This is a genomic window from Bacillus piscicola (assembly GCF_022458745.1).
In the GTDB taxonomy this organism is placed as follows: domain Bacteria; phylum Bacillota; class Bacilli; order Bacillales; family Marinococcaceae; genus Alteribacillus_A; species Alteribacillus_A piscicola.
Map to the genome: position 1 here is coordinate 123,833 of NZ_JAJJJF010000003.1, position 17,894 is coordinate 141,726.

The 17,894-nt window shown below is 44.4% G+C and carries 17 protein-coding genes; 3 read left to right on the plus strand and 14 right to left on the minus strand.

Annotated features, from left to right (window positions below):
- Positions 1 to 128 precede the first annotated feature (128 nt).
- From larC to LOR49_RS08155, 8 genes are all read right to left on the minus strand, one after another.
- Positions 129 to 1,358 (minus strand): nickel pincer cofactor biosynthesis protein LarC, encoded by a 1,230-nt coding sequence (gene larC / locus LOR49_RS08120; protein ID WP_240375920.1) that lies wholly within the window; start codon positions 1,356 to 1,358, stop codon positions 129 to 131.
- Positions 1,355 to 2,038 carry a nickel pincer cofactor biosynthesis protein LarB gene (larB, locus tag LOR49_RS08125; RefSeq protein WP_240375922.1) on the minus strand — a complete coding sequence of 228 codons (684 nt, stop codon included), beginning with the start codon at positions 2,036 to 2,038 and terminating at the stop codon, positions 1,355 to 1,357. The genes larC and larB overlap by 4 nt, the downstream gene beginning before the upstream one ends.
- A 39-nt stretch (positions 2,039 to 2,077) precedes the next feature.
- Positions 2,078 to 2,890 carry an ATP-dependent sacrificial sulfur transferase LarE gene (gene larE / locus LOR49_RS08130; RefSeq protein WP_240375924.1) on the minus strand — a complete coding sequence of 271 codons (813 nt, stop codon included), beginning with the start codon at positions 2,888 to 2,890 and terminating at the stop codon, positions 2,078 to 2,080.
- A 45-nt stretch (positions 2,891 to 2,935) separates the two neighbouring features.
- Positions 2,936 to 3,931 (minus strand): 4-hydroxythreonine-4-phosphate dehydrogenase PdxA, encoded by a 996-nt coding sequence (pdxA, locus tag LOR49_RS08135; RefSeq protein WP_240375926.1) that lies wholly within the window; start codon positions 3,929 to 3,931, stop codon positions 2,936 to 2,938.
- A complete protein-coding gene (locus tag LOR49_RS08140; RefSeq protein ID WP_240375927.1) occupies positions 3,931 to 5,187 on the minus strand; it encodes a four-carbon acid sugar kinase family protein in 1,257 nt (418 codons plus the stop codon). The genes pdxA and LOR49_RS08140 overlap by 1 nt, the downstream gene beginning before the upstream one ends.
- A gap of 10 nt (positions 5,188 to 5,197) precedes the next feature.
- Positions 5,198 to 6,466, minus strand: a complete 1,269-nt coding sequence (gene larA / locus LOR49_RS08145; RefSeq protein ID WP_240375928.1) for a nickel-dependent lactate racemase — start codon at positions 6,464 to 6,466, stop codon at positions 5,198 to 5,200.
- A gap of 118 nt (positions 6,467 to 6,584) precedes the next feature.
- Positions 6,585 to 7,685, minus strand: coding sequence for a 2-keto-3-deoxygluconate permease (locus LOR49_RS08150; protein WP_240375930.1), 1,101 nt, complete (start codon positions 7,683 to 7,685; stop codon positions 6,585 to 6,587).
- Between the two features lie 11 nt (positions 7,686 to 7,696).
- Complete coding sequence (locus LOR49_RS08155; protein ID WP_240375932.1) at positions 7,697 to 8,839, minus strand: glycerate kinase; 1,143 nt, start codon at positions 8,837 to 8,839, stop codon at positions 7,697 to 7,699.
- A gap of 143 nt (positions 8,840 to 8,982) precedes the next feature.
- Here LOR49_RS08155 and LOR49_RS08160 point away from each other — a divergent pair, with 143 nt between their 5' ends.
- On the plus strand, positions 8,983 to 10,077 hold the full coding sequence (locus LOR49_RS08160) for a CdaR family transcriptional regulator (RefSeq protein ID WP_240375933.1): 1,095 nt from the start codon (positions 8,983 to 8,985) through the stop codon (positions 10,075 to 10,077).
- Between the two features lie 59 nt (positions 10,078 to 10,136).
- Here the strand turns inward: LOR49_RS08160 and LOR49_RS08165 are convergent, their stop codons facing one another.
- From LOR49_RS08165 to LOR49_RS08185, 5 genes are all read right to left on the minus strand, one after another.
- Positions 10,137 to 11,303 carry a UxaA family hydrolase gene (locus LOR49_RS08165; RefSeq protein ID WP_240375934.1) on the minus strand — a complete coding sequence of 389 codons (1,167 nt, stop codon included), beginning with the start codon at positions 11,301 to 11,303 and terminating at the stop codon, positions 10,137 to 10,139.
- The gene (locus tag LOR49_RS08170) at positions 11,290 to 11,592 is read right to left on the minus strand and encodes a UxaA family hydrolase (protein WP_240375935.1); all 303 of its coding nucleotides are present in this window, start codon (positions 11,590 to 11,592) and stop codon (positions 11,290 to 11,292) included. Before LOR49_RS08170 ends, LOR49_RS08165 begins: the two co-directional genes overlap by 14 nt.
- Before the next feature lie 830 nt (positions 11,593 to 12,422).
- Positions 12,423 to 12,569 (minus strand): hypothetical protein, encoded by a 147-nt coding sequence (locus LOR49_RS08175; protein ID WP_240375936.1) that lies wholly within the window; start codon positions 12,567 to 12,569, stop codon positions 12,423 to 12,425.
- Positions 12,570 to 12,662: 93 nt separating this feature from the next.
- On the minus strand, positions 12,663 to 13,655 hold the full coding sequence (gene bioB, locus LOR49_RS08180) for a biotin synthase BioB (RefSeq protein WP_240375937.1): 993 nt from the start codon (positions 13,653 to 13,655) through the stop codon (positions 12,663 to 12,665).
- Positions 13,656 to 13,673: 18 nt separating this feature from the next.
- On the minus strand, positions 13,674 to 14,243 hold the full coding sequence (locus LOR49_RS08185) for a biotin transporter BioY (protein WP_240376084.1): 570 nt from the start codon (positions 14,241 to 14,243) through the stop codon (positions 13,674 to 13,676).
- 353 nt (positions 14,244 to 14,596) lie between these two features.
- Here LOR49_RS08185 and LOR49_RS08190 point away from each other — a divergent pair, with 353 nt between their 5' ends.
- The gene (locus LOR49_RS08190) at positions 14,597 to 15,238 is read left to right on the plus strand and encodes a YczE/YyaS/YitT family protein (RefSeq protein ID WP_240375938.1); all 642 of its coding nucleotides are present in this window, start codon (positions 14,597 to 14,599) and stop codon (positions 15,236 to 15,238) included.
- 90 nt (positions 15,239 to 15,328) lie between these two features.
- Here the strand turns inward: LOR49_RS08190 and LOR49_RS08195 are convergent, their stop codons facing one another.
- Complete coding sequence (locus LOR49_RS08195) at positions 15,329 to 16,258, minus strand: bile acid:sodium symporter family protein (protein ID WP_240375939.1); 930 nt, start codon at positions 16,256 to 16,258, stop codon at positions 15,329 to 15,331.
- 272 nt (positions 16,259 to 16,530) lie between these two features.
- Here LOR49_RS08195 and pbfA point away from each other — a divergent pair, with 272 nt between their 5' ends.
- Positions 16,531 to 17,892 carry a (R)-1-hydroxy-2-aminoethylphosphonate ammonia-lyase gene (gene pbfA / locus LOR49_RS08200; protein WP_240376087.1) on the plus strand — a complete coding sequence of 454 codons (1,362 nt, stop codon included), beginning with the start codon at positions 16,531 to 16,533 and terminating at the stop codon, positions 17,890 to 17,892.
- The last annotated feature ends 2 nt before the right edge of the window (positions 17,893 to 17,894 follow it).

The window sequence follows — 17,894 nt, forward strand, 5'->3', positions numbered from 1 at the left end:
CACTCCGTAATGAAGTCAGTTATCGGCCATCCATGCCCAAGGCGCATCGACCTTTATACGTAAACCCGTTTCTCCATCATAACAGGAGGAGAATACATAGGTCTTTCATCTCCAGCGGGATAGAGCTTTCACAATAGCTTTGTCGCCGCCTCCTGCGCTGCTCCGTATACTTCCATAAACGGGACATTGTTTGCATCTGCTGCTCTTTTCACTTCTTCATATTCTGGAACAGCTTTCAATAACTGTCCTTCCATATATCCAAGTTTCACAGTAATAGAACCAAAAGGAGTCTGAACCTCCTTGGAGTCACGGGCTAGTATTTTCCTGTCCCATGCTGTTCTTCTTACGCCAAACGTACTCGTTTCACGAAGAAGAAGCTCTTCTATTTTTCTGGCATCTTTCGGCTTTGCGAGGACGGTAATGAGACAGCCAGGCCTGCTTTTTTTCATCGTAACCGGGGTGTAATATATATCTAAAGCGCCCGCCGCAAATCCTTTTTCCATCACATATCCTAGTGCTTCCCCGGTCATGTCATCAACTTGACATTCAACAGTTGAAATAATTTCTTGTCCCGGGTCATATTCTTCTTGTAACAGGATAGCACGCAGTACATTCGGATGTTCGAAATCCTTACAACCGGCACCGTAGCCGATTTTTTTAATTGTCCGTGCCGGTAAGTAACCGTACTCGTCCGCGAGCGCCTGCAGAAAACCGGCACCAGTCGGTGTAGTTAACTCGCCCTCTACGTGAAAATCTAAGAGTGGCACCCCTTTTAAAATCTCCGCAGTAGCTGGTGCAGGGATCGGATACAGACCATGTGCCATTTTCATTTTTCCGTATCCGGTCGGAACTGGCGAAGTAGTAATCTTGTCGACCCCGAGGCTTTCAAGGGCGAGACAGACACCAATCACGTCAATAATTGAATCCATTGCTCCAACTTCATGGAAATGAACATCTTCCGGGTCCATACCATGAATCTTTCCCTCCGCCTCCGCAATCACTTGAAAAACTGCACTGCTTCTCTCTTTCACTCGCAATGGCAACCTGCTGTTTGTAATCATCTCTAAAATAGAAGCCGCTTTCCGGTGGGGATGATCATGATCATGATGATGGTGATGGTCGTGATCATGGTGGTGATTATGTGAGTGAGGAGGATGCGCGTCGTAAATCTTTAATTCTAACCGCTGTGCGGCAATCCCTTTTTTATTGACTGTAGAAACGTCCATAGTAAATGATTCAATGGGCAGCTGCTTAAGTTGTTCACTTATGTAACTCACATCAGCACCCAAATCAATGAGCGCTGAAAGTGTCATATCACCTGAAATACCGTATTGGCAGTCAAGAAATAGATGTGTCATTTGTCTCCTCCAATTTCTGCGGCCAGCTTCAGAATAAGTGCCGCTTGATAGGCAGCCCCAAATCCGTTATCGATATTTACTACACTCATCCCGGAAGAACAGGAGGTAAGCATAGATAGCAGCGGGGTTATCCCTTCTAGATGAGTACCGTAGCCCACCGATGTCGGAACGGCTATAAGCGGACGTTTTACCAAACCGCCGACAACGCTCGGGAGGGCACCCTCCATTCCGGCACACACAATCACAACACTCGCTTTCGTAATATCCTCACGATGCGCCAGTAAGCGGTCAATACCAGCCACTCCAACGTCATATAAGCGAGTTGTCTGACATCCCATCCACTCGGACGTGACCGCTGCTTCTTCCGCAACCGGCAGGTCTGACGTACCGGCGCACATTACCATGACAGTGCCTGAATAACGTCGTTCAGGCGCTCCACACAAAAGAATGCGCGCTGTTGTGTCATATCGTGCTTCTGGAAATTCATTTGTCAGTGTGGCAGCTTTTTCAGCAGACAGTCTCGTGACCATCACTTTTCCGTGTTTGTTTAGTAAAATTTCCATGATAGCTCGAATCTGGGCGGCTGTCTTTCCTTCTCCGAAAATGACTTCCGGGTAGCCTGAACGCTCTTCTCTTGCCACATCGACTTTGCTGAATCCTAAGTCTTCAAAATTATCCACTATGTCACCTGCCCCTCTCCTCTTCCCTTGAAATCCTGCTTACTGCTTAGCTTGTTCAAGTACTTGATTCATACTCCCGCTCTTGTATCCTTTTAGATCCATCGTGACATAGGTGTATCCGATTTGCTTCAACTGCTCGGTGATTTCCTGATGGTGGTTTAGTAAGGTCATCATTTCTCCCGGCTCTACTTCGATGCGGGCAATATCCCCGTGATTCCGTACCCGAACCTGCCGTATGCCCAGTTTTCGAATAGCCTTCTCTGATTCATCTACTTTGCGGAGCTTATCCATTGTGATCTTTTCTCCATACGCAATTCTAGAAGACAAGCAGGCAAATGACGGCTTATCCCACGTGGGCAATCCCATTTGCCGGGAGAGGTCACGGATCTCCTCTTTATAGAGGCCGGCTTCCTGCAGTGGACCACGGACATTGTATTCTTTCGCCGCTTGAACTCCGGGCCTGTGTTCCCCCATGTCGTCGGCGATTAATCCAAACGCCATGTTTTTATACTGCTGAGCATTCATAATCGGGATGAGATGATCAAAAAGGCTACTCTTACAGAAATAACAACGGTTCGGCGTGTTCTCTGAGTATCCTGGTATCGAAAGTTCAGACGTTTCAATGATCTCATGCGGGGCTCCGAGTGCTTTTGCTAACTGCTTCGCCTCTTCTAATTCTTCAAAAGGATATGTTTCGCTATCTGCCGTAACGGCTAACACGTTATCTTCACCAAGGGTCTCTAACGCCACTTTTAAAAGCAACGTGCTGTCAACTCCACCAGAAAATGCGATCACTACTGTTTCCATTTCTCTCAATATCGTCTGGAGTTTCTCAAGCTTTTCATCTACCATTTCCTTCTCCCCTTTATATCAAAAAATGTCTGTACAGGGTAGCACCTATCCTTGTTTTTTCGGAGCGAGTTCAACGGCCTGCCGAATTGCCTCTATCAAGCTGTCTTCGCTGGCAATGCCTTTGCCGGCAATATCAAAAGCCGTTCCGTGATCGACACTTGTTCGGATGATGGGCAGGCCGACTGTAATATTGACACCTGCCTCAAGTCCCAGCACTTTAATTGGGCCGTGCCCCTGATCGTGATACATCGCCACAACCATATCAAAATCACCACGCACCGCCCGGAAAAATAATGTATCAGCGGGAAGTGGTCCTTGAACGTCAATCCCTTCCTTCTGTGCTCGTTGGACAGCAGGAATGATTTTCTCCTCTTCTTCCCCATTGCCAAACAAACCGTTCTCCCCGGCATGCGGGTTGATGCCGCAGACCGCGATTTTCGGAGCATCTGTGCCTGCTTTTTGCAAAACATCATTCGCCAACGTAATAACCCTATACACTCTTTCCGGTTCAATCATTTCGATGGCCTTTTGTAAACCAACGTGTGTTGTCACATGAATAACCTTTAAATCAGGAGCCGACAGCATCATGGCATAATCTTTTACTCCGGTTAGGTCGGCAAGGATTTCAGTGTGTCCCGGGTACTGATGCTCAGCCAACTGAAGAGCCTCTTTATTCAGAGGAGCTGTACAAATGGCGTCGATTTTGCTATCACGCGCTAACCGTACGGCTTCCTTTATATATTGAAAAGCAGCATTTCCTGCTTCCTTAGAGACAGCGCCTACCGGCAACGTATCATCCAACAGGTGCAAATCATAACAATCAATCGTACCCGGTTTGTTTTGTAACTGTTCGACTTCCTCTATTTCATGGATCACGACCTCACTGTCTATAAAGCTGGCTGCCCGTTTTAGAATTGTGCTGTCCCCTATTACTACCGGTCGGCAAGTATCATGGAGTTGTTTATTTTCAAAAGCTTTTACGATAATTTCAGGGCCAATGCCGGCAGCATCTCCCATCGTAATGGCTATTACAGGTTTCATTAAGTTATGCCTCCTTTTAACTGTCTATAAGCGGTAACGAGGGACTTTTCATGGCCAAAGGCACCAGCCTTTGTGATAAGCGGAAGCTTAGGACCGCCAATCATGCGCGAAAGCGGCAGACCTGGTTCTATCTCATCTATTAATTCAATCGCATCCACGCCAAGTTCTTTAGAAATGGCCTTAGCTGTATCACCACCGGCCACAATCATTCCGTTTATTTCGTAATCGGGTAACACACCTGCTACCACAGCCCCTAATACTTCCGCTATTAGATAAGGAAGGGCTGCATCCTTTATTGAGTTATCCTGCGCAGGCTTCAAAATAACGTCTTTTCCACTTTCAAAATAAGTACGAATGCATGTATGACAGCGATTGATTTCAGCTGCTTTGTCTCCCGCACTGACAATATTATCAGGTTTCAGCTCCACAATTTCAGCTCCTGTGTGGGATTGAAGAGAGATCACTTGTTTTTTTGTAACCTGTGAGCGGCTTCCTGCCACGGTGAATACCGGAAGACCATCTCGCCGTTTCATCCATTGGTGTGTTGTTATCGGGGCTTCTTTTTGCGATACAGGAAGCTTCTCCGCAAGGCCAGCGGAGCCTGTCCAGAGAATAGAGTAAGGCAGTTTTTTAAAATGATACGCGATTTCCTCTAAGTGTGTCTCTGTCTCTGCATCCATCACAAACAGCTTAACGCCGTCACGGAATAGGTTATCAACGTGTTTCTTAAAATCGCTATGTCCCTTCTGCAAAATTTCTTCGGGCAAAAGACCAGCTTCTCTTTTAGATTGTGTGGAAAGCATTCGTACAATGTTTGCCTCTTGTACTGGTGTCTTTACATCTTTTGCCAGCTCGGTTTGGTCAACCGGAATATTTTCTACATACTGGACCCCCTTCTTCGTTGTGCGTTTTAAAGAAGGGAAAGCAGGAGCCACTACTGCTATGTCAAGAGAAAGCGCGTCCATTACTGCATCTATTTCTTGTCCGATATTTCCGCGCAGGGTTGAATCTATTTTTTTGTAAATAAGGGAAGTCTTGTCACCGTTAAGATGACAGGTGATTTTTTCTACTGCTTTATACGCTTTCTCTGGCGGAAGGGCGCGGCTGTCTGAATCAAATATAAGGACGTCCGTTTGCATTTCTATTGCCTTTTCTTCATTAAAACAGACAGCAGCGCGCAGGCCGGCACGTGCCAATTGCACTCCGGAGTCGCATGCGCCAGTTAAGTCGTCCGCAATCATTATAATCTGCTTCATTACGTTTTCCCTACTCCTGGTCTTCAACGTACGGAATGGTGAGCGGCCCCATCGGCATAACAGCAACCGTCATACCGTCCCCGTATTTTTCTTTTAATTGGTCGAGTGTTTTTTCAATATCTGTTGTCGGCTGTAGCTTGGCATCACGCACTTGCTCCTCGCTGAGCTGAGAATATACACAGACATCAGCCCAGACTTGAATAACGGCTTGTTTTTGAACTTGCCATTGATCAAAAATCTCAAATTCAGGTCCATTGATAAGGTCTAATAAATCTTGAGGAGTATCAGCCATTTTCAGGATCTTCGAGTAGTTGCCGTGATCAGGAAGGCCGTCTGAACACTCGGAGGCAACAATTATCGTTCCGCCTTCTTTCACAATTTTATGGGCCGCGCTCATCCCTTTTACAGCCTGATAGAGATTCTGATCGAGCGGGTACCCGGAGTTCGAGGTAATGACAACGTCGACACGCTTATCACAACGAACCATCGCGTGGTCTTTCGCGAACTCACATCCCTTGTCATGCGCTTCATATAGTTCTCCAGCAAACACAGCTGTAATCTCTTTCTCTTTATTAAGTGTTACATTTAACATAAAATGAGGCTTGCACATTCGGTTAATTTCACGCGTCATTTCTTGGAGCGGATTATCCACCATGTTCCCCCACGTGGCGAGCGGATCACCAATCATCCGGGCATTGTGAAACGTTGAGATCGTTTCAATCCCTGCAATGCCAGGCATAACCCCCTTTGGGCCTCCTGAAAATCCAGCAAAAAAATGAGGTTCAATGAAGCCGGTAACGATACGGAAATCAGCTTCCACATACTCTTTGTTTAAATATACATCACAGCCGAACTTGCTTTTCCCGATATTTACAAGCGTCTCTTTATCATGACAGTGATTATTAATAATCCGAACGTTATCGACCACCCATTCACCAAGCATCTGAATAAATTCCTCTTTCGTTTGGTCCCGGTGTGTGCCTGTACCGTTAATAATAACAAAATTTTCCAACGGGATGTGGTTCAATTCCTGAATAAGAAGTGGGACTAGGACATGATTAGGTGTCGGTCTCGTAATATCACTGATGACGATTGCCACTGTATCGTCCGGACCGGCCATCTCTTTTAACGGGGGTGAACCAATTGGATTTCGCAGCCCCTCCTGGACCGCTGCTTCTTCATCCTCGACTCCCGGCAGATGCTTCGGTTCAATAACTAACGTATCATCAGGTACGTTTATAGAAAGGTTCTCTTTTCCGTACAATAAAGTGGTTTTCATTTTCTATCTCCCTTTCATTTTTCCGTACTTACTAAGTATATTACCCTTATTGCAGAATGTTTAATAACGTTAAAAACCAACACCCTGAGTCATGTTCACTCAGGGGATTGGTGTTTATTTACTTCGCAGCTGCTTCACGTTCGTAGTCTTCCAGTCTGCCGTCAATGCCTTTTCGTTGTTGGTATTTATCGACGAGAATGACGGCAATCGGACATAAAATAGCAGTTGTAATGGTAGCGATCGAGATCTGCGCAGTCGCGATATTAACAATGCTTTCATATCCTGCGGCTTCTGATGCCGTCATCATACCGGATGCTGCGGCTACAGAAGCCGCGGCCGCAATTGCAGCAGGAGTGGCAGCAGCATTCCCTGCCGTTGATGCTTCTGAAATCGGCGCAATGTAGCTTTTTTCTTTAAAAGCTTTAAAAACAAGAATACCAGTTAAACCAGTTAGGACAGTTGTCAAGATTCCAATCGTAAGCCCGGCAGCTACGACGGCTGGGTTAAAGAAATTAGCCAAGTTCATGCCTGCCCCTAACGCAAAAGCAAAGAACGGCACCGGCAAAATTTCTCCTGGTTTTAAAAACTCACGAATCTCTGGATCTAAATTTCCCAAAATCATTCCAATTGCAATCGGCAAGAGCACGGCAATGAAAGAGATAACGGGAAACTGAGAACCTAACAATCCGAGCGAAATCAAGGTGAAGAAAGGACCGTCATTCAAAGAAAGAATCGCCACTGCCCCAATGTCAGAACGGTTCCCATATTGACTCGTTAATGCTGCATACATGCCCCCGTTTCCGTTCGTCATCGCAGCGATAATCGCCACGGTTGATAAACCAAGCAGTCCGTCCAGCGGATCAAAAAAGTAACCAAAGAGAAGACCTACTGCTAAACCGGTGAGATATTTAGACGTCATAAGTAAAACACCTTTTTTTAGTGCTTTACCGCCGATTTTTAAATTCATTTGGCTTCCAGCACAGAAAAGGAATAAAGCAATTAATACGAGAGCACCGTCTTTAAAGAGCTCCTGTGAAAAGCCGCCAATTCGTAAAAATTCATAAAAACCGTCCTCCGTCGGTGCGACTCCTAATGATTTCAGAAAGTTCATTACAAACGGAATATGCAGCTGATCAATTGTATTCAGCACGGCTCCAAGTAAGAGCGGAACAACCATGAGGCCGCCGGGAACTTTTTCAATCGATTGTTTGATTTTCATAGGAACACTCCTTATTTATTAAATGAAAGATGAAAATAAGAACGGACTACTTGTTCTGAAGTCAACGCCAGTAGCGCTTCTGTTTCCTGCATCGCTTTCTCCAACGTCATCGGGCGTTGAATGATACTGTGTACACTAACAACGCCAAATTGGTACAACTCCTCAATCCCCGCACCGACCGATCCAGCAATAATAATGGATGGAACACCTTGCTTAAGGGCTGCCTGCGCCGCCCCCATCGGTGTTTTTCCTGCTGCTGTCTGTGCATCTGCTTGTCCTTCTCCTGTTATTAGAAGATCAGCTTCTAGAAGAGCTTTCTCTAATTCTGTTTTTTCGATCACAACATCGATTCCGCGCTTCATTTCTGCTGCAAAAAAAGCTGCAAAGGCGCCGCCAATGCCGCCAGCTGCACCTGCTCCCGGAAAATCATGCAAATGAATCCCTGTGACATGTTCAACTTGGTCTGCCCAATTTTCTAAACTTTTATCCAAAATAGCTACCTGTGCAGGCGTTGCACCTTTTTGAGGACCGAACACACAGGACGCACCATAGGGACCAATCAATGGACTTTGAACATCACTTGCGATTAGAAAATCACTGTCTTTAATGCGGCTGTCAAAGCCGTCTACGTCAACATTCCGGACATGAGCAAGTGCTTCTCCGCCGACAGCTACTTCGTCTCCCGCTTCGTTTTTCAGCCGCACACCGAGTGCCTGCAGCATCCCAGCTCCCCCGTCGTTCGTAGCTGATCCTCCCAATGCCAAAATAAAAGAACGAAGACCATCATCTAATGCCTGCTTGATTAGCTCTCCTGTCCCGTAAGTAGTCGCTGTCATCGGGTTTAGCTTTTCTTTTGGAACAAGATCAATCCCGGAAGCCGCCGCCATTTCAATTACACATGTTTTCCGGTCACCAAGAATGCCGTATGCTGCGTCAATCGGATCACCGAGCGGACCGGTCACACGAACTTCTTTTTTCTTGCCGCCGGTTGCTGCTACTAGTGTATCCATCGTCCCCTCGCCACCGTCCGCTATCGGGAGACAGAGCGTTTCGGCCTGAGGAAATGCTTTTTTTATCCCTTTCTCTATTGCTGCTGCCACTCCTTTAGCGGGAAGGCTGCCCTTAAACGAGTCTGGTGCTATCACAATTTTCATAGTATCCTCCCAATTAGTAACCGCTTACATTTTGTATGTACATTATAGCAGATGACTTTTTATTAATCTTCGTGTAATATCAATAAATAAATTCAATTAGTTAGGTTTGTTTTTGTATAAAACATCTAAATGAGGCGAACTATATGTTAACCAAAGAGATCGCAGACATGATTGTGAAAGAAACGTCCGTCCGTCTAAATCGCAACATTAATATGATGAATGAAGAAGGTGTCATTTTGGCATCTTGCGACGAAGAGCGTATTACAGACATTCATGAAGGTGCGGTTCACGTTTTAAAAAGCGGGGAAACGCTGATTATTTATCCGGGCGATCAAAGTCAATATAAAGGCAGTCAGCCTGGCATTAACATCCCGATTGTCGAAAACGGGACGATTGTTGGCGTTATTGGGATTACCGGCCACCCCGATGAAGTCCAGCACTTAGGGGAACTTGTAAAAATGACAACTGAACTTATGATGGAACAGAAAGAAATTGCTGCCCAGCTTGAATGGAGACAACGGATGAAAGAAATGATGATTGCGGATCTATTGCAATCGAAACCGGCTTATAACCATATTGAGCGTGGTCTTGACTTATTGGGCATCCACCTTGAAGCCCCTTTTACAGCATTTCTTATTCAATTAGCCGATCGGACTACATCAAACCAAGCCATTATTGACAAACTTGAAAGGATAATCGGAAAGTCTACTAGTATCGTTGGATTTATTAACGTCAATCAAGTTTTCATTACTGTCTCTAATCTTGCGACACGCAAAGTCCGAGATGCGGCTGAAAGAATGGCAGACCTTTTTAATACATTACAGATCCCTTACCAAATCGCACTGAGTCAGCCATTTCTGCAGATGAGAAGCTTTTATGCAGCATATGAAGAATGTAATCTTGCTCTTCAAGCAAGTGATCCTAACGAAAAGATTGTATTTTATTCAGAGATCGAAGCGAAGGCTCTTGTTTTCCAGCTGGACAAAGAGCGCGCTAAGCGTTTTACACAAAGGGTTATAACAAAAACAATTAAGAAACACCGCGATACGCTTACGTGTTTCTTTTCCTGCAACTTCAACATACAGCAAACAGCAGATGCCTTGTTTATCCACCGAAATACACTTCTATACCGCTTAAATAAGATTAAAGAAGAAACAGGTTATGATCCGAAAAATTTTCACGATGCCTTAACTTTGCAGCTTGCGATCTGGATTTTTGAACGAAATTATCCAACATAAAAAAAAGCTGTCTTTAGAGGTAGCATCCCCTATAGACAGCTTCTCTATAATACAGTTTGTTAAAAAGTGGGGCCGATTCTCCAAATACCAAAATCATGTTGCTTCAGAATTTCTGCTTTTGTTAGCTTTCCTGAAGATACTTGGCTTATTTCATTTAGAATACGAGTACCGACTTCTTCAATAGATTCTTTTCCTTCGATAATAGTACCGGCATTAACGTCCATATTTTCTGCCATTTTTTCAGACAATGCAGAGTTTGTAGAAATTTTAATTGTCGGTGCGATCGGAGAGCCTGTCGGCGTTCCTCGCCCGGTAGTAAAGAGAACAATTTGGGCACCGCCGGCCGTCATGCCGGTTAACTGCTCAATATCCTGCCCTGGCGTGTCCATCCAAACAAGCCCTTTTTTCGTCGGTGCCTCAGCATAATCGAGCACTTCCTGCAGGGCAGTGCTGCCTGCTTTCGTTGCTGCGCCGAGCGATTTTTCTTCGAGGGTGCTTAGACCGCCCTTTCTATTGCCGGGTGTCGGATTTCCTGTACGGATGTCCACTCCCATTTGCAGGGAACGGTTTTCCATCGCTTTAATAACAGCACGGGCTTTTTGAGCGACGCGGTCATCCGCAGCTCTTTCTGCGAGCAGATGTTCAGCACCGATCAACTCGGTTGTCTCAGCCAATATAGCGGTACCGCCGTCTTCAATGATGGAGTCACTAACGTAACCGACAGCTGGATTAGCTGATAGACCGGAACAAGCATCAGACCCTCCGCATTCTGTTCCGATAATCAATTCACTAAAGTCACACAGTTCTCTCGTCTGCGCGGAAGCTTCCTGTACCATTCTTGCCGCAATTTTTGATCCTTGGGCAATGGCATCCAACGTCCCACCTTCATCTTGAATAGACACTACTTCGACCGGTTTGTTCGTCTTCGCTAGTTCACCCGCCACTGTTTTAGCCTGATGCGTTTCGCAACCAAGACCGAGTACGACTACTCCATACACGTTCGGGTTGGCACCAATCCCGACAAACGTACGAAATGTCTGCTCATAATCAACCCCGACCTGCGTACAACCATGCTGATGAATGAAAGAGACCGTACCGTGAACGAGCTCGGTAATCTGTCTCGCCGCTTGGGTTGCACACGTGATCGTCGGAAGAATTAAAACATGATTCCGTACCCCTACTTTTCCATCCGCTCTTCGATAACCCCAGAATTTATTCTTTTCCAACTTGATCCCCTCTTCCTCTCGTTCCTTCGATGTTATGGGTGTGAAGATGAGCTCCTATGTCAATATCCTGGCTCGCCCTCCCAATCACTTCCCCGTATTTCCTGATGTCACTGCCTTTCGCAATGAAAGAGGTGGCAAACTTATGCCCAAATTCGATTGAATCTAAAACAGTAATCGTACTAACCCTGCCTTGGCAGGAAACAACCGCGTCCTTGTTCGCCGGAATTGCTTCGAGCGCTGTTGCCACGTTATCTTCCGGCTTAACAATAAGAGCTTTATAGTCTTCCATTGTTGCAAGACTCCTTCATATAAAATTGTTCACCGACTAATGAATTAACCATATGCCATCATTCGAATGGTATCATGCCAAGAAAAAATCGTCTTTGACATCTTCCCCCACCTAAAATCCTATCGAATTTTTGAGGAAGGGGACTCCAATGGATAAACAGCTGAGACCAGCAAATTCATGTTGGATGGTTACGTTACCTTTACCTCTACTCAGTCCCACTCTCCATTTTCACAGGTTATGGGTAGAGCGTCAACAGCTAGGTGTACAGCGCAGTCAGGCGCCTTACAGAAAACACTACATTTCCTGCAACGACTGTCAGGGCGGCCGCCCCCTTTATAAGCATCAAAAAACAGCTGATCGTCCAGGGTGTCGATCATGTCGCTTACGATCCGGGCAACGTGATCTTCCGGAATTATCCGAAAAATACATAGGAAGATACAGCTGATTCAAATCGCCTTCTTTCATTAATGGGTTGTGGTGACTTCATTATACCGAAAGAGGCGATTTTTTTGTGTGTTTGGCATAAAATGTTAGATTGTTTTTTCGTTCCACTACTTTGAATGGCGATCAGGTGAGACGCCTGCGGGAAAAGCAAGAGCTGAAGATCCACCGACGGTGATCTTCCGTCGGTTAGCTGAAGCCTTGCCCGCGGCAAGCGAACCTGAAGAGCCATCTATCTGAAAGGGTATTAATTAATCTTAACGATAAATCTTATAGAATTAAAAAAAGGGCTGTATCAAAAGGTCATTTTTCATGACCTTTTGATACAGCCCCATCCCTCATTACGCCACCGTATGCAGACAGCGTCGTTAATACAACCTGCAGGCTAACTACTCCTTCATTCCTTCCAACCACTCTGTATAACATGTCCCGCACAATGTTTTTTCGAGTTCCTCATTTTCACGAAAAAAAGCAACTTGGTGAACACTCTCATGCTGATCAATGGTGCTGTCACAGTAAAAGCATGTGTTTTCCATTTTGATTCCATCCTTTTCCTATAATGTTTTCAGCACCATTATTTTTTCCAGCTCCATAGAAGGGCATACACGAAGTAATGGTTGGTGGCGTTGTTAAATAAAAGCCTCTTTTTTTTCATAGTCAACTTCGAACCCGAGATCCTTAAGCATTTGATGATCTTTTGTTCCTTCCTGTCCTGCGGTTGTTAAATAGTCCCCGATGAAAATAGAATTAGCGGCATACAATCCGAGCGGCTGCAGGCTGCGCAAGTTCACTTCCCGCCCGCCGGATATCCGAATTTCTTTTGTCGGATTGAGGTAACGAAACAAAGCGAGTACTTTTAAACAGTAAGAAGGCGTCAGCTCATCGGTCCCTTCAAGCAAAGTGCCATCAATCGCATGCAGGAAATTAACGGGAATGGAATCCGCATCAAGCGCTTTTAGTGACTTTGCCATTTGGATAACATCGTGCTTTGTCTCCTTCATGCCTACGATCACCCCGGAGCACGGGGAAATGCCCGCCTCTTTTGCTTTGTTTACAGTGGCCACCCGGTCCTGATACCTATGGCTCGTTGTGATCGCATCATGATGATCTTCTGAGGTATTAATATTATGGTTATAACGGTCGACACCTGCTTCTTTTAATTCGAGAGCTTGTTCTGGTTTTAAAATACCAAGGCACGCACATATTTTAAGGTCATACTTTTCCTTTATTTCTTTTACCGCTGACGTAACGATGCCAAGTTCTCGGTTCGTCGGTCCACGGCCGCTTGCTACGATACAATATGTACCTGAGTTTAATCGGTGAGCATTTTCCGCTCCTTTGACAATCTCTTCTTTATCCATCATCCGGTATCTCTCAATAGGTGCGCTCGAGTCGCGTGACTGCGAACAATAGCCGCAGTTTTCCGGACAGGCGCCGGACTTCGTATTAACGATCATGTTTAATTTCACTTTATTTCCGTAGTAATGACGCCTGATCGTATAGGCTCCGTCTAAAAGTTTCAGCAATTCTTCATTCGGACAATTCAAAATGGAGAGAGCTTCTTCCTCACTTAACTCGTATCCTTTCAAAACCTCATCTGCAAGCATATGCCAATTTGACATAATCCATTCCCCCTTTAGTTAGGCTGCTTTGTTCTGCCGTGCAACTATTCGTTTAATAACCGGAATGTTATGAAGTCTAAAGGCGAATATCCCCGATAAAACAGTAAGAATAATATCTTTGGGAAGCGGTGCCATCATCCATAACCACGCCAATTTGTACGTAAACCCTTCCGGTGCGTCAAACCAAAAGACATATGCCGCATACATCCAATTAGTGCCAAACACATAGTTAATTGCCATCGCTGTTAAGGCTGCCACTACAAAGGCACGCACGGCACTCTTATTTTCAATCATTTTTCCTGCCACGTAGGCGACCAGAATAAAAGATAAAATAAACCCGAATGTTGGAGAAACGAGCGCGGCCAAACCTCCTTTAAATTGTGCGAAAACCGGTGCTCCGGCAAGACCAATCATCATATACACAAACATGGAAAAAGCTCCAAGCCTGCTTCCGAGCACTAGTCCTGCCAACACTGCGAAAAAAGTCTGCAACGTAATCGGCACACCGCCTACTACCATAAACGGCACAAAGGCTGTAATATTCGCCCCAACCGCAGTCAGTGCAACAAAGAGAGCACCTAGCGCCATGTCGAGTGGTTTCCATTTTCTTCTCTCCAAACTAAAACCCCCTTTTTAATTTCTATTTTTGTTTTGTTAACCATTTATAAAATAACGTTAACATAAAGGCGAATTAAAAGAAATAAAAAATGATTAAGAAAACAACAAATCAGATGTTAGTAACAATAATAAGGTGTAATTAGAAGTTATAGTACGATACACATAGATATAATGCGTTATTTTTATCTATTATTATTTTATCCTTTTTTACACGTTTATATTGACAAATACGGAGGAATACCTTTAATATTTGGGGAGATTTTTGATGAACGGCTATCAGAATATCCATTTTTGCTTGTTTGATTAGAGAGGAGGAGTGTAAGTTGTTTTACCGTGTTTCTGTGTATTTGGCAGGAATGTTTATTAATTTTCTCGGGGTTGCATTAGTTATTAATGCTTCCTTAGGGGCTGGATTCTGGACGGCTTTTTTTGCCGGCTTATCCAACAACCTTGGCGGCACCATCGGTCTCTGGTATGCGATATTTCAGTTTTTGATTATTTTTATTAATGCCCGGCTTATGAAGCAAGCACCGGAATTTCGAGCGTTATTCACGGTAGTTTTAGAAAGTATTATTCTCGATTTTTGGGTAGAAATCGTTTTTGCCACTCTTGATTTATCAACAGCTCCTTTATTCATGCAGCTCGCAGTACTGACGACCGGCGTTATCTTAGTCGGCCTCGGGGTCGCTGTTTATATCTTGCCATTGTTTCCCCGTGCTCCGGTAGACCAGCTTTTCTTAGCTGTCAGCCACCGGTTTGGGCTCAGCCTGCGCCTCGGACAGACAATCGTTGCCGGCATCATGGCAATACTTGCTCTTCTAATCGGCGGTCCAGTAGGAATCGGAACACTTGCACTCACCCTCTTCTTAGGACCAGTCACCCAGTTCTTTTACGTACGAGCGTATCCTCTTTATTATAAATACAGTCCAGAGGGACATCCGGTACCAGCAGAATCCTTTGTTTAGCTGATTTGAAAAACCCCCACAGCATATTCAGCTGCGGGGGATTTTTTAGTGAACAATTTCCCAATTTTCAGGTGGGGACGCCGGTGCTTTTTAAGCCGGCTCCTTTTTTAAAAAGTTAGAGATAAAGGAACCGAATGATAGATTGATGATCGTGTTAATAATAGGGGGGACTGCCCCTAGTTCGCCAATAAATTGAAAGGCAAGGATTGCAGCTAAAGCGGTGTTGCATAAACCAACATAGAATAAAATAGCGCGCGCTTCCGGTTCTTCAACCCCAATTTTCTTAGCGGTAAGATAGCCTACTCCCATAGGAAGCAGGACCTGGATAAGGATAACAACAATTAATAATGGAAGCAGGTTCAAATGAGCCGCAACCGCCTCTTTCCCTTCCCCAACAATAATGTGAACAATGATCAACAGCGACAACGAGGATCCCAGTTTTGTGAGAGTTTGGGAATGCTGAACCGACTGCGGAAACATCCGTTGCATGAAAATACCAGCTGCTAACGGAAGAATTACAATGAACAGAAAGGATTGAAGTAAATCTAAGAAGGTGATACTGACTTCCTTTCCAGGTATATTTACCATTGCCAAAAGAGTGACGACAGGGCTTAACGCTGTGTCAAGAAACGAGCCAACGATAACGAGGGCGGTGTTGCCGCCAGCTAAAAAGGTGTATAAGGTTGCCGCCGTCGCATTCGGCACGGTACCAGATAAAATAATGCCGGCTAAGATTTCCGGCTCCTCAGAAAAAAATAGATAGGCGAGGACCAAAGAGATCGTAACTGTCAACGTCCATTTTAATATAACTGCAACCCCAATCGCTTTCTTCTTCCTGCCAATGCCTTTAATCGAGTCAAGGTTAATAGATAACCCGGCAAAGAAAATAACCATGCCTAATAAAACAGCCGGGACCCATGTGTACGTCTCCCAATATACCGGTAGATAATAAGTAAGTATTGCCGTAAAGACAATAAGATGAGGAAGCCTTTTAGAGAGAATATCAGTGATTGTCTTCATGTTTATGTATCCCGCTCCCCACAACGTTCGTGTTCTTTCTATATTACAAATTCTACTTTTCACTCACCATACATGCAATCCTCTCTTTTCGTTTCCTTTACTTTAGACAGAAGCCAATACGTTGAGGAAAAAGTTTCTTCTCAAATAACTCTAAATCTAAAGATATAAGAATTGCTTTGTGATATGATTAATTAGGTTAATAATTCAAATTTTTCTGTTTAGTTACTTGTTTTTTAAATTCAAGTCTTAGAGGGGGATTTGTATTGAATTCAATGGCAGGGAGTCGAGAACAAGGGGACATTAATTATTCACCAAATCGAGAGAAGTATTGGGATCGCAACTTAAGTGAAAAGGCCAAAGTACTGTTTGAAGAAGATAACAAATATTTTCTTCATCAGAATTTAAGTACACCCGTACTGAACGTCTTAAGTAAATGTGATGGTGCCTATATTTATGACATGGATGGCAAGAAATATTTAGACATGCACGGAAATGGCATTCACAATGCTGGATTCAACAATGATTACATTATTGAAAAAGTAATGGAGTCTTTAAAAGAAAAGCAAACATTCACCCCTAGACGTTATACAAATGAGCGGGCTATTAATTTGGCAAAAAAGTTGGTTTCTATTACACCTAAGGGACTGGACCGGGTATTATTTGCACCAGGAGGTTCTGAAGCAATTGAAATGGCGATTATGCTGGCGAAACAAGTAACAGGGAAATGGAAAACTATTTCTTTTTGGGACTCTTATCATGGTACTGGCTATCAAGCAGCAAGTGTAAGCGGGGAAGAATTATTTAAAGGTGGAAATGGGCCGATGGTTCCCGGTTCCCTGCACGTTGAATTCCCAAATTACAATCGTAATCCTTGGAAATTCACAGATCCTGAGGAGGTAGATAACGAAATACTTAGACAAATGAAAATCCTCTTTGAAAAAGAAGGTGATATCGCTTGCGTCATAGGAGAACCAGTAAGTGCAACACCTGTCGTTCCTAGCAAATACTTTTGGGAAAAAGTAAAGGAGCTCTGTGACGAACACGGGGCTTTATTGATCTTCGATGAAATTATTGAAGGCTTCGGCAGAACAGGTACCATGTTTGCATTCGAGCATTATGTGACACCGGATATCCTTGTGCTCGGTAAGTCACTGGGCGGCGGACTGTTCCCTTTTGCCGGTATTATCACAAAAGAGGAATATAATACCCTGTCGCACCGTTCTATTGGACATTACACCCATGAAAAAAATGGAATTTGCGCTGCTGCAGGCCTCGCTGAAATCGAGTATATTGAAGATCATAATTTAGTTGAAAACGCTCGCGTACTGGGAGATTATTTATTGGAACGGCTGCGTACTCTACAGGACAAATATTCAATCGTAGGTGGAGTAGCCGGCCTCGGATTTCACATAGGGCTAGATATAATAAAAGATCAAAAAACGCAGGAGCGTGCTATCGAAGAAGCGGAATCTATTATGTATATGTGCATGGAAAATGGACTTGCCTTTAAATTGATAGAAGGAAATGTCATCACCCTGCGCCCCTCTTTAGTTTTAACTCAAGATGAAGTAGAATACATTGTCGTCACTTTGGAGCAAGCCATTAAAAAAGTAGAAAGCGGAGAACGTTACTAAAA

Excerpts from the sequence above, each read along its gene's own strand:
- LOR49_RS08160 (WP_240375933.1), top strand. The coding sequence starts at position 8,983 with ATGTTAACCAAAGAGATCGCAGACATGATTGTGAAAGAAACGTCCGTC.
- LOR49_RS08140 (WP_240375927.1), bottom strand. The coding sequence starts at position 5,187 with ATGAAGCAGATTATAATGATTGCGGACGACTTAACTGGCGCATGCGAC.
- pdxA (WP_240375926.1), bottom strand. The coding sequence starts at position 3,931 with ATGAAACCTGTAATAGCCATTACGATGGGAGATGCTGCCGGCATTGGC.
- larA (WP_240375928.1), bottom strand. The coding sequence starts at position 6,466 with ATGAAAACCACTTTATTGTACGGAAAAGAGAACCTTTCTATAAACGTA.
- LOR49_RS08150 (WP_240375930.1), bottom strand. The coding sequence starts at position 7,685 with ATGAAAATCAAACAATCGATTGAAAAAGTTCCCGGCGGCCTCATGGTT.
- bioB (WP_240375937.1), bottom strand. The coding sequence starts at position 13,655 with ATGTCAAATTGGCATATGCTTGCAGATGAGGTTTTGAAAGGATACGAG.
- LOR49_RS08195 (WP_240375939.1), bottom strand. The coding sequence starts at position 16,258 with ATGAAGACAATCACTGATATTCTCTCTAAAAGGCTTCCTCATCTTATT.
- LOR49_RS08185 (WP_240376084.1), bottom strand. The coding sequence starts at position 14,243 with ATGGCGCTAGGTGCTCTCTTTGTTGCACTGACTGCGGTTGGGGCGAAT.
- larE (WP_240375924.1), bottom strand. The coding sequence starts at position 2,890 with ATGGTAGATGAAAAGCTTGAGAAACTCCAGACGATATTGAGAGAAATG.
- pbfA (WP_240376087.1), top strand. The coding sequence starts at position 16,531 with ATGGCAGGGAGTCGAGAACAAGGGGACATTAATTATTCACCAAATCGA.
- LOR49_RS08175 (WP_240375936.1), bottom strand. The coding sequence starts at position 12,569 with ATGGAAAACACATGCTTTTACTGTGACAGCACCATTGATCAGCATGAG.
- larC (WP_240375920.1), bottom strand. The coding sequence starts at position 1,358 with ATGACACATCTATTTCTTGACTGCCAATACGGTATTTCAGGTGATATG.
- LOR49_RS08155 (WP_240375932.1), bottom strand. The coding sequence starts at position 8,839 with ATGAAAATTGTGATAGCACCAGACTCGTTTAAGGGCAGCCTTCCCGCT.
- LOR49_RS08170 (WP_240375935.1), bottom strand. The coding sequence starts at position 11,592 with ATGGAAGACTATAAAGCTCTTATTGTTAAGCCGGAAGATAACGTGGCA.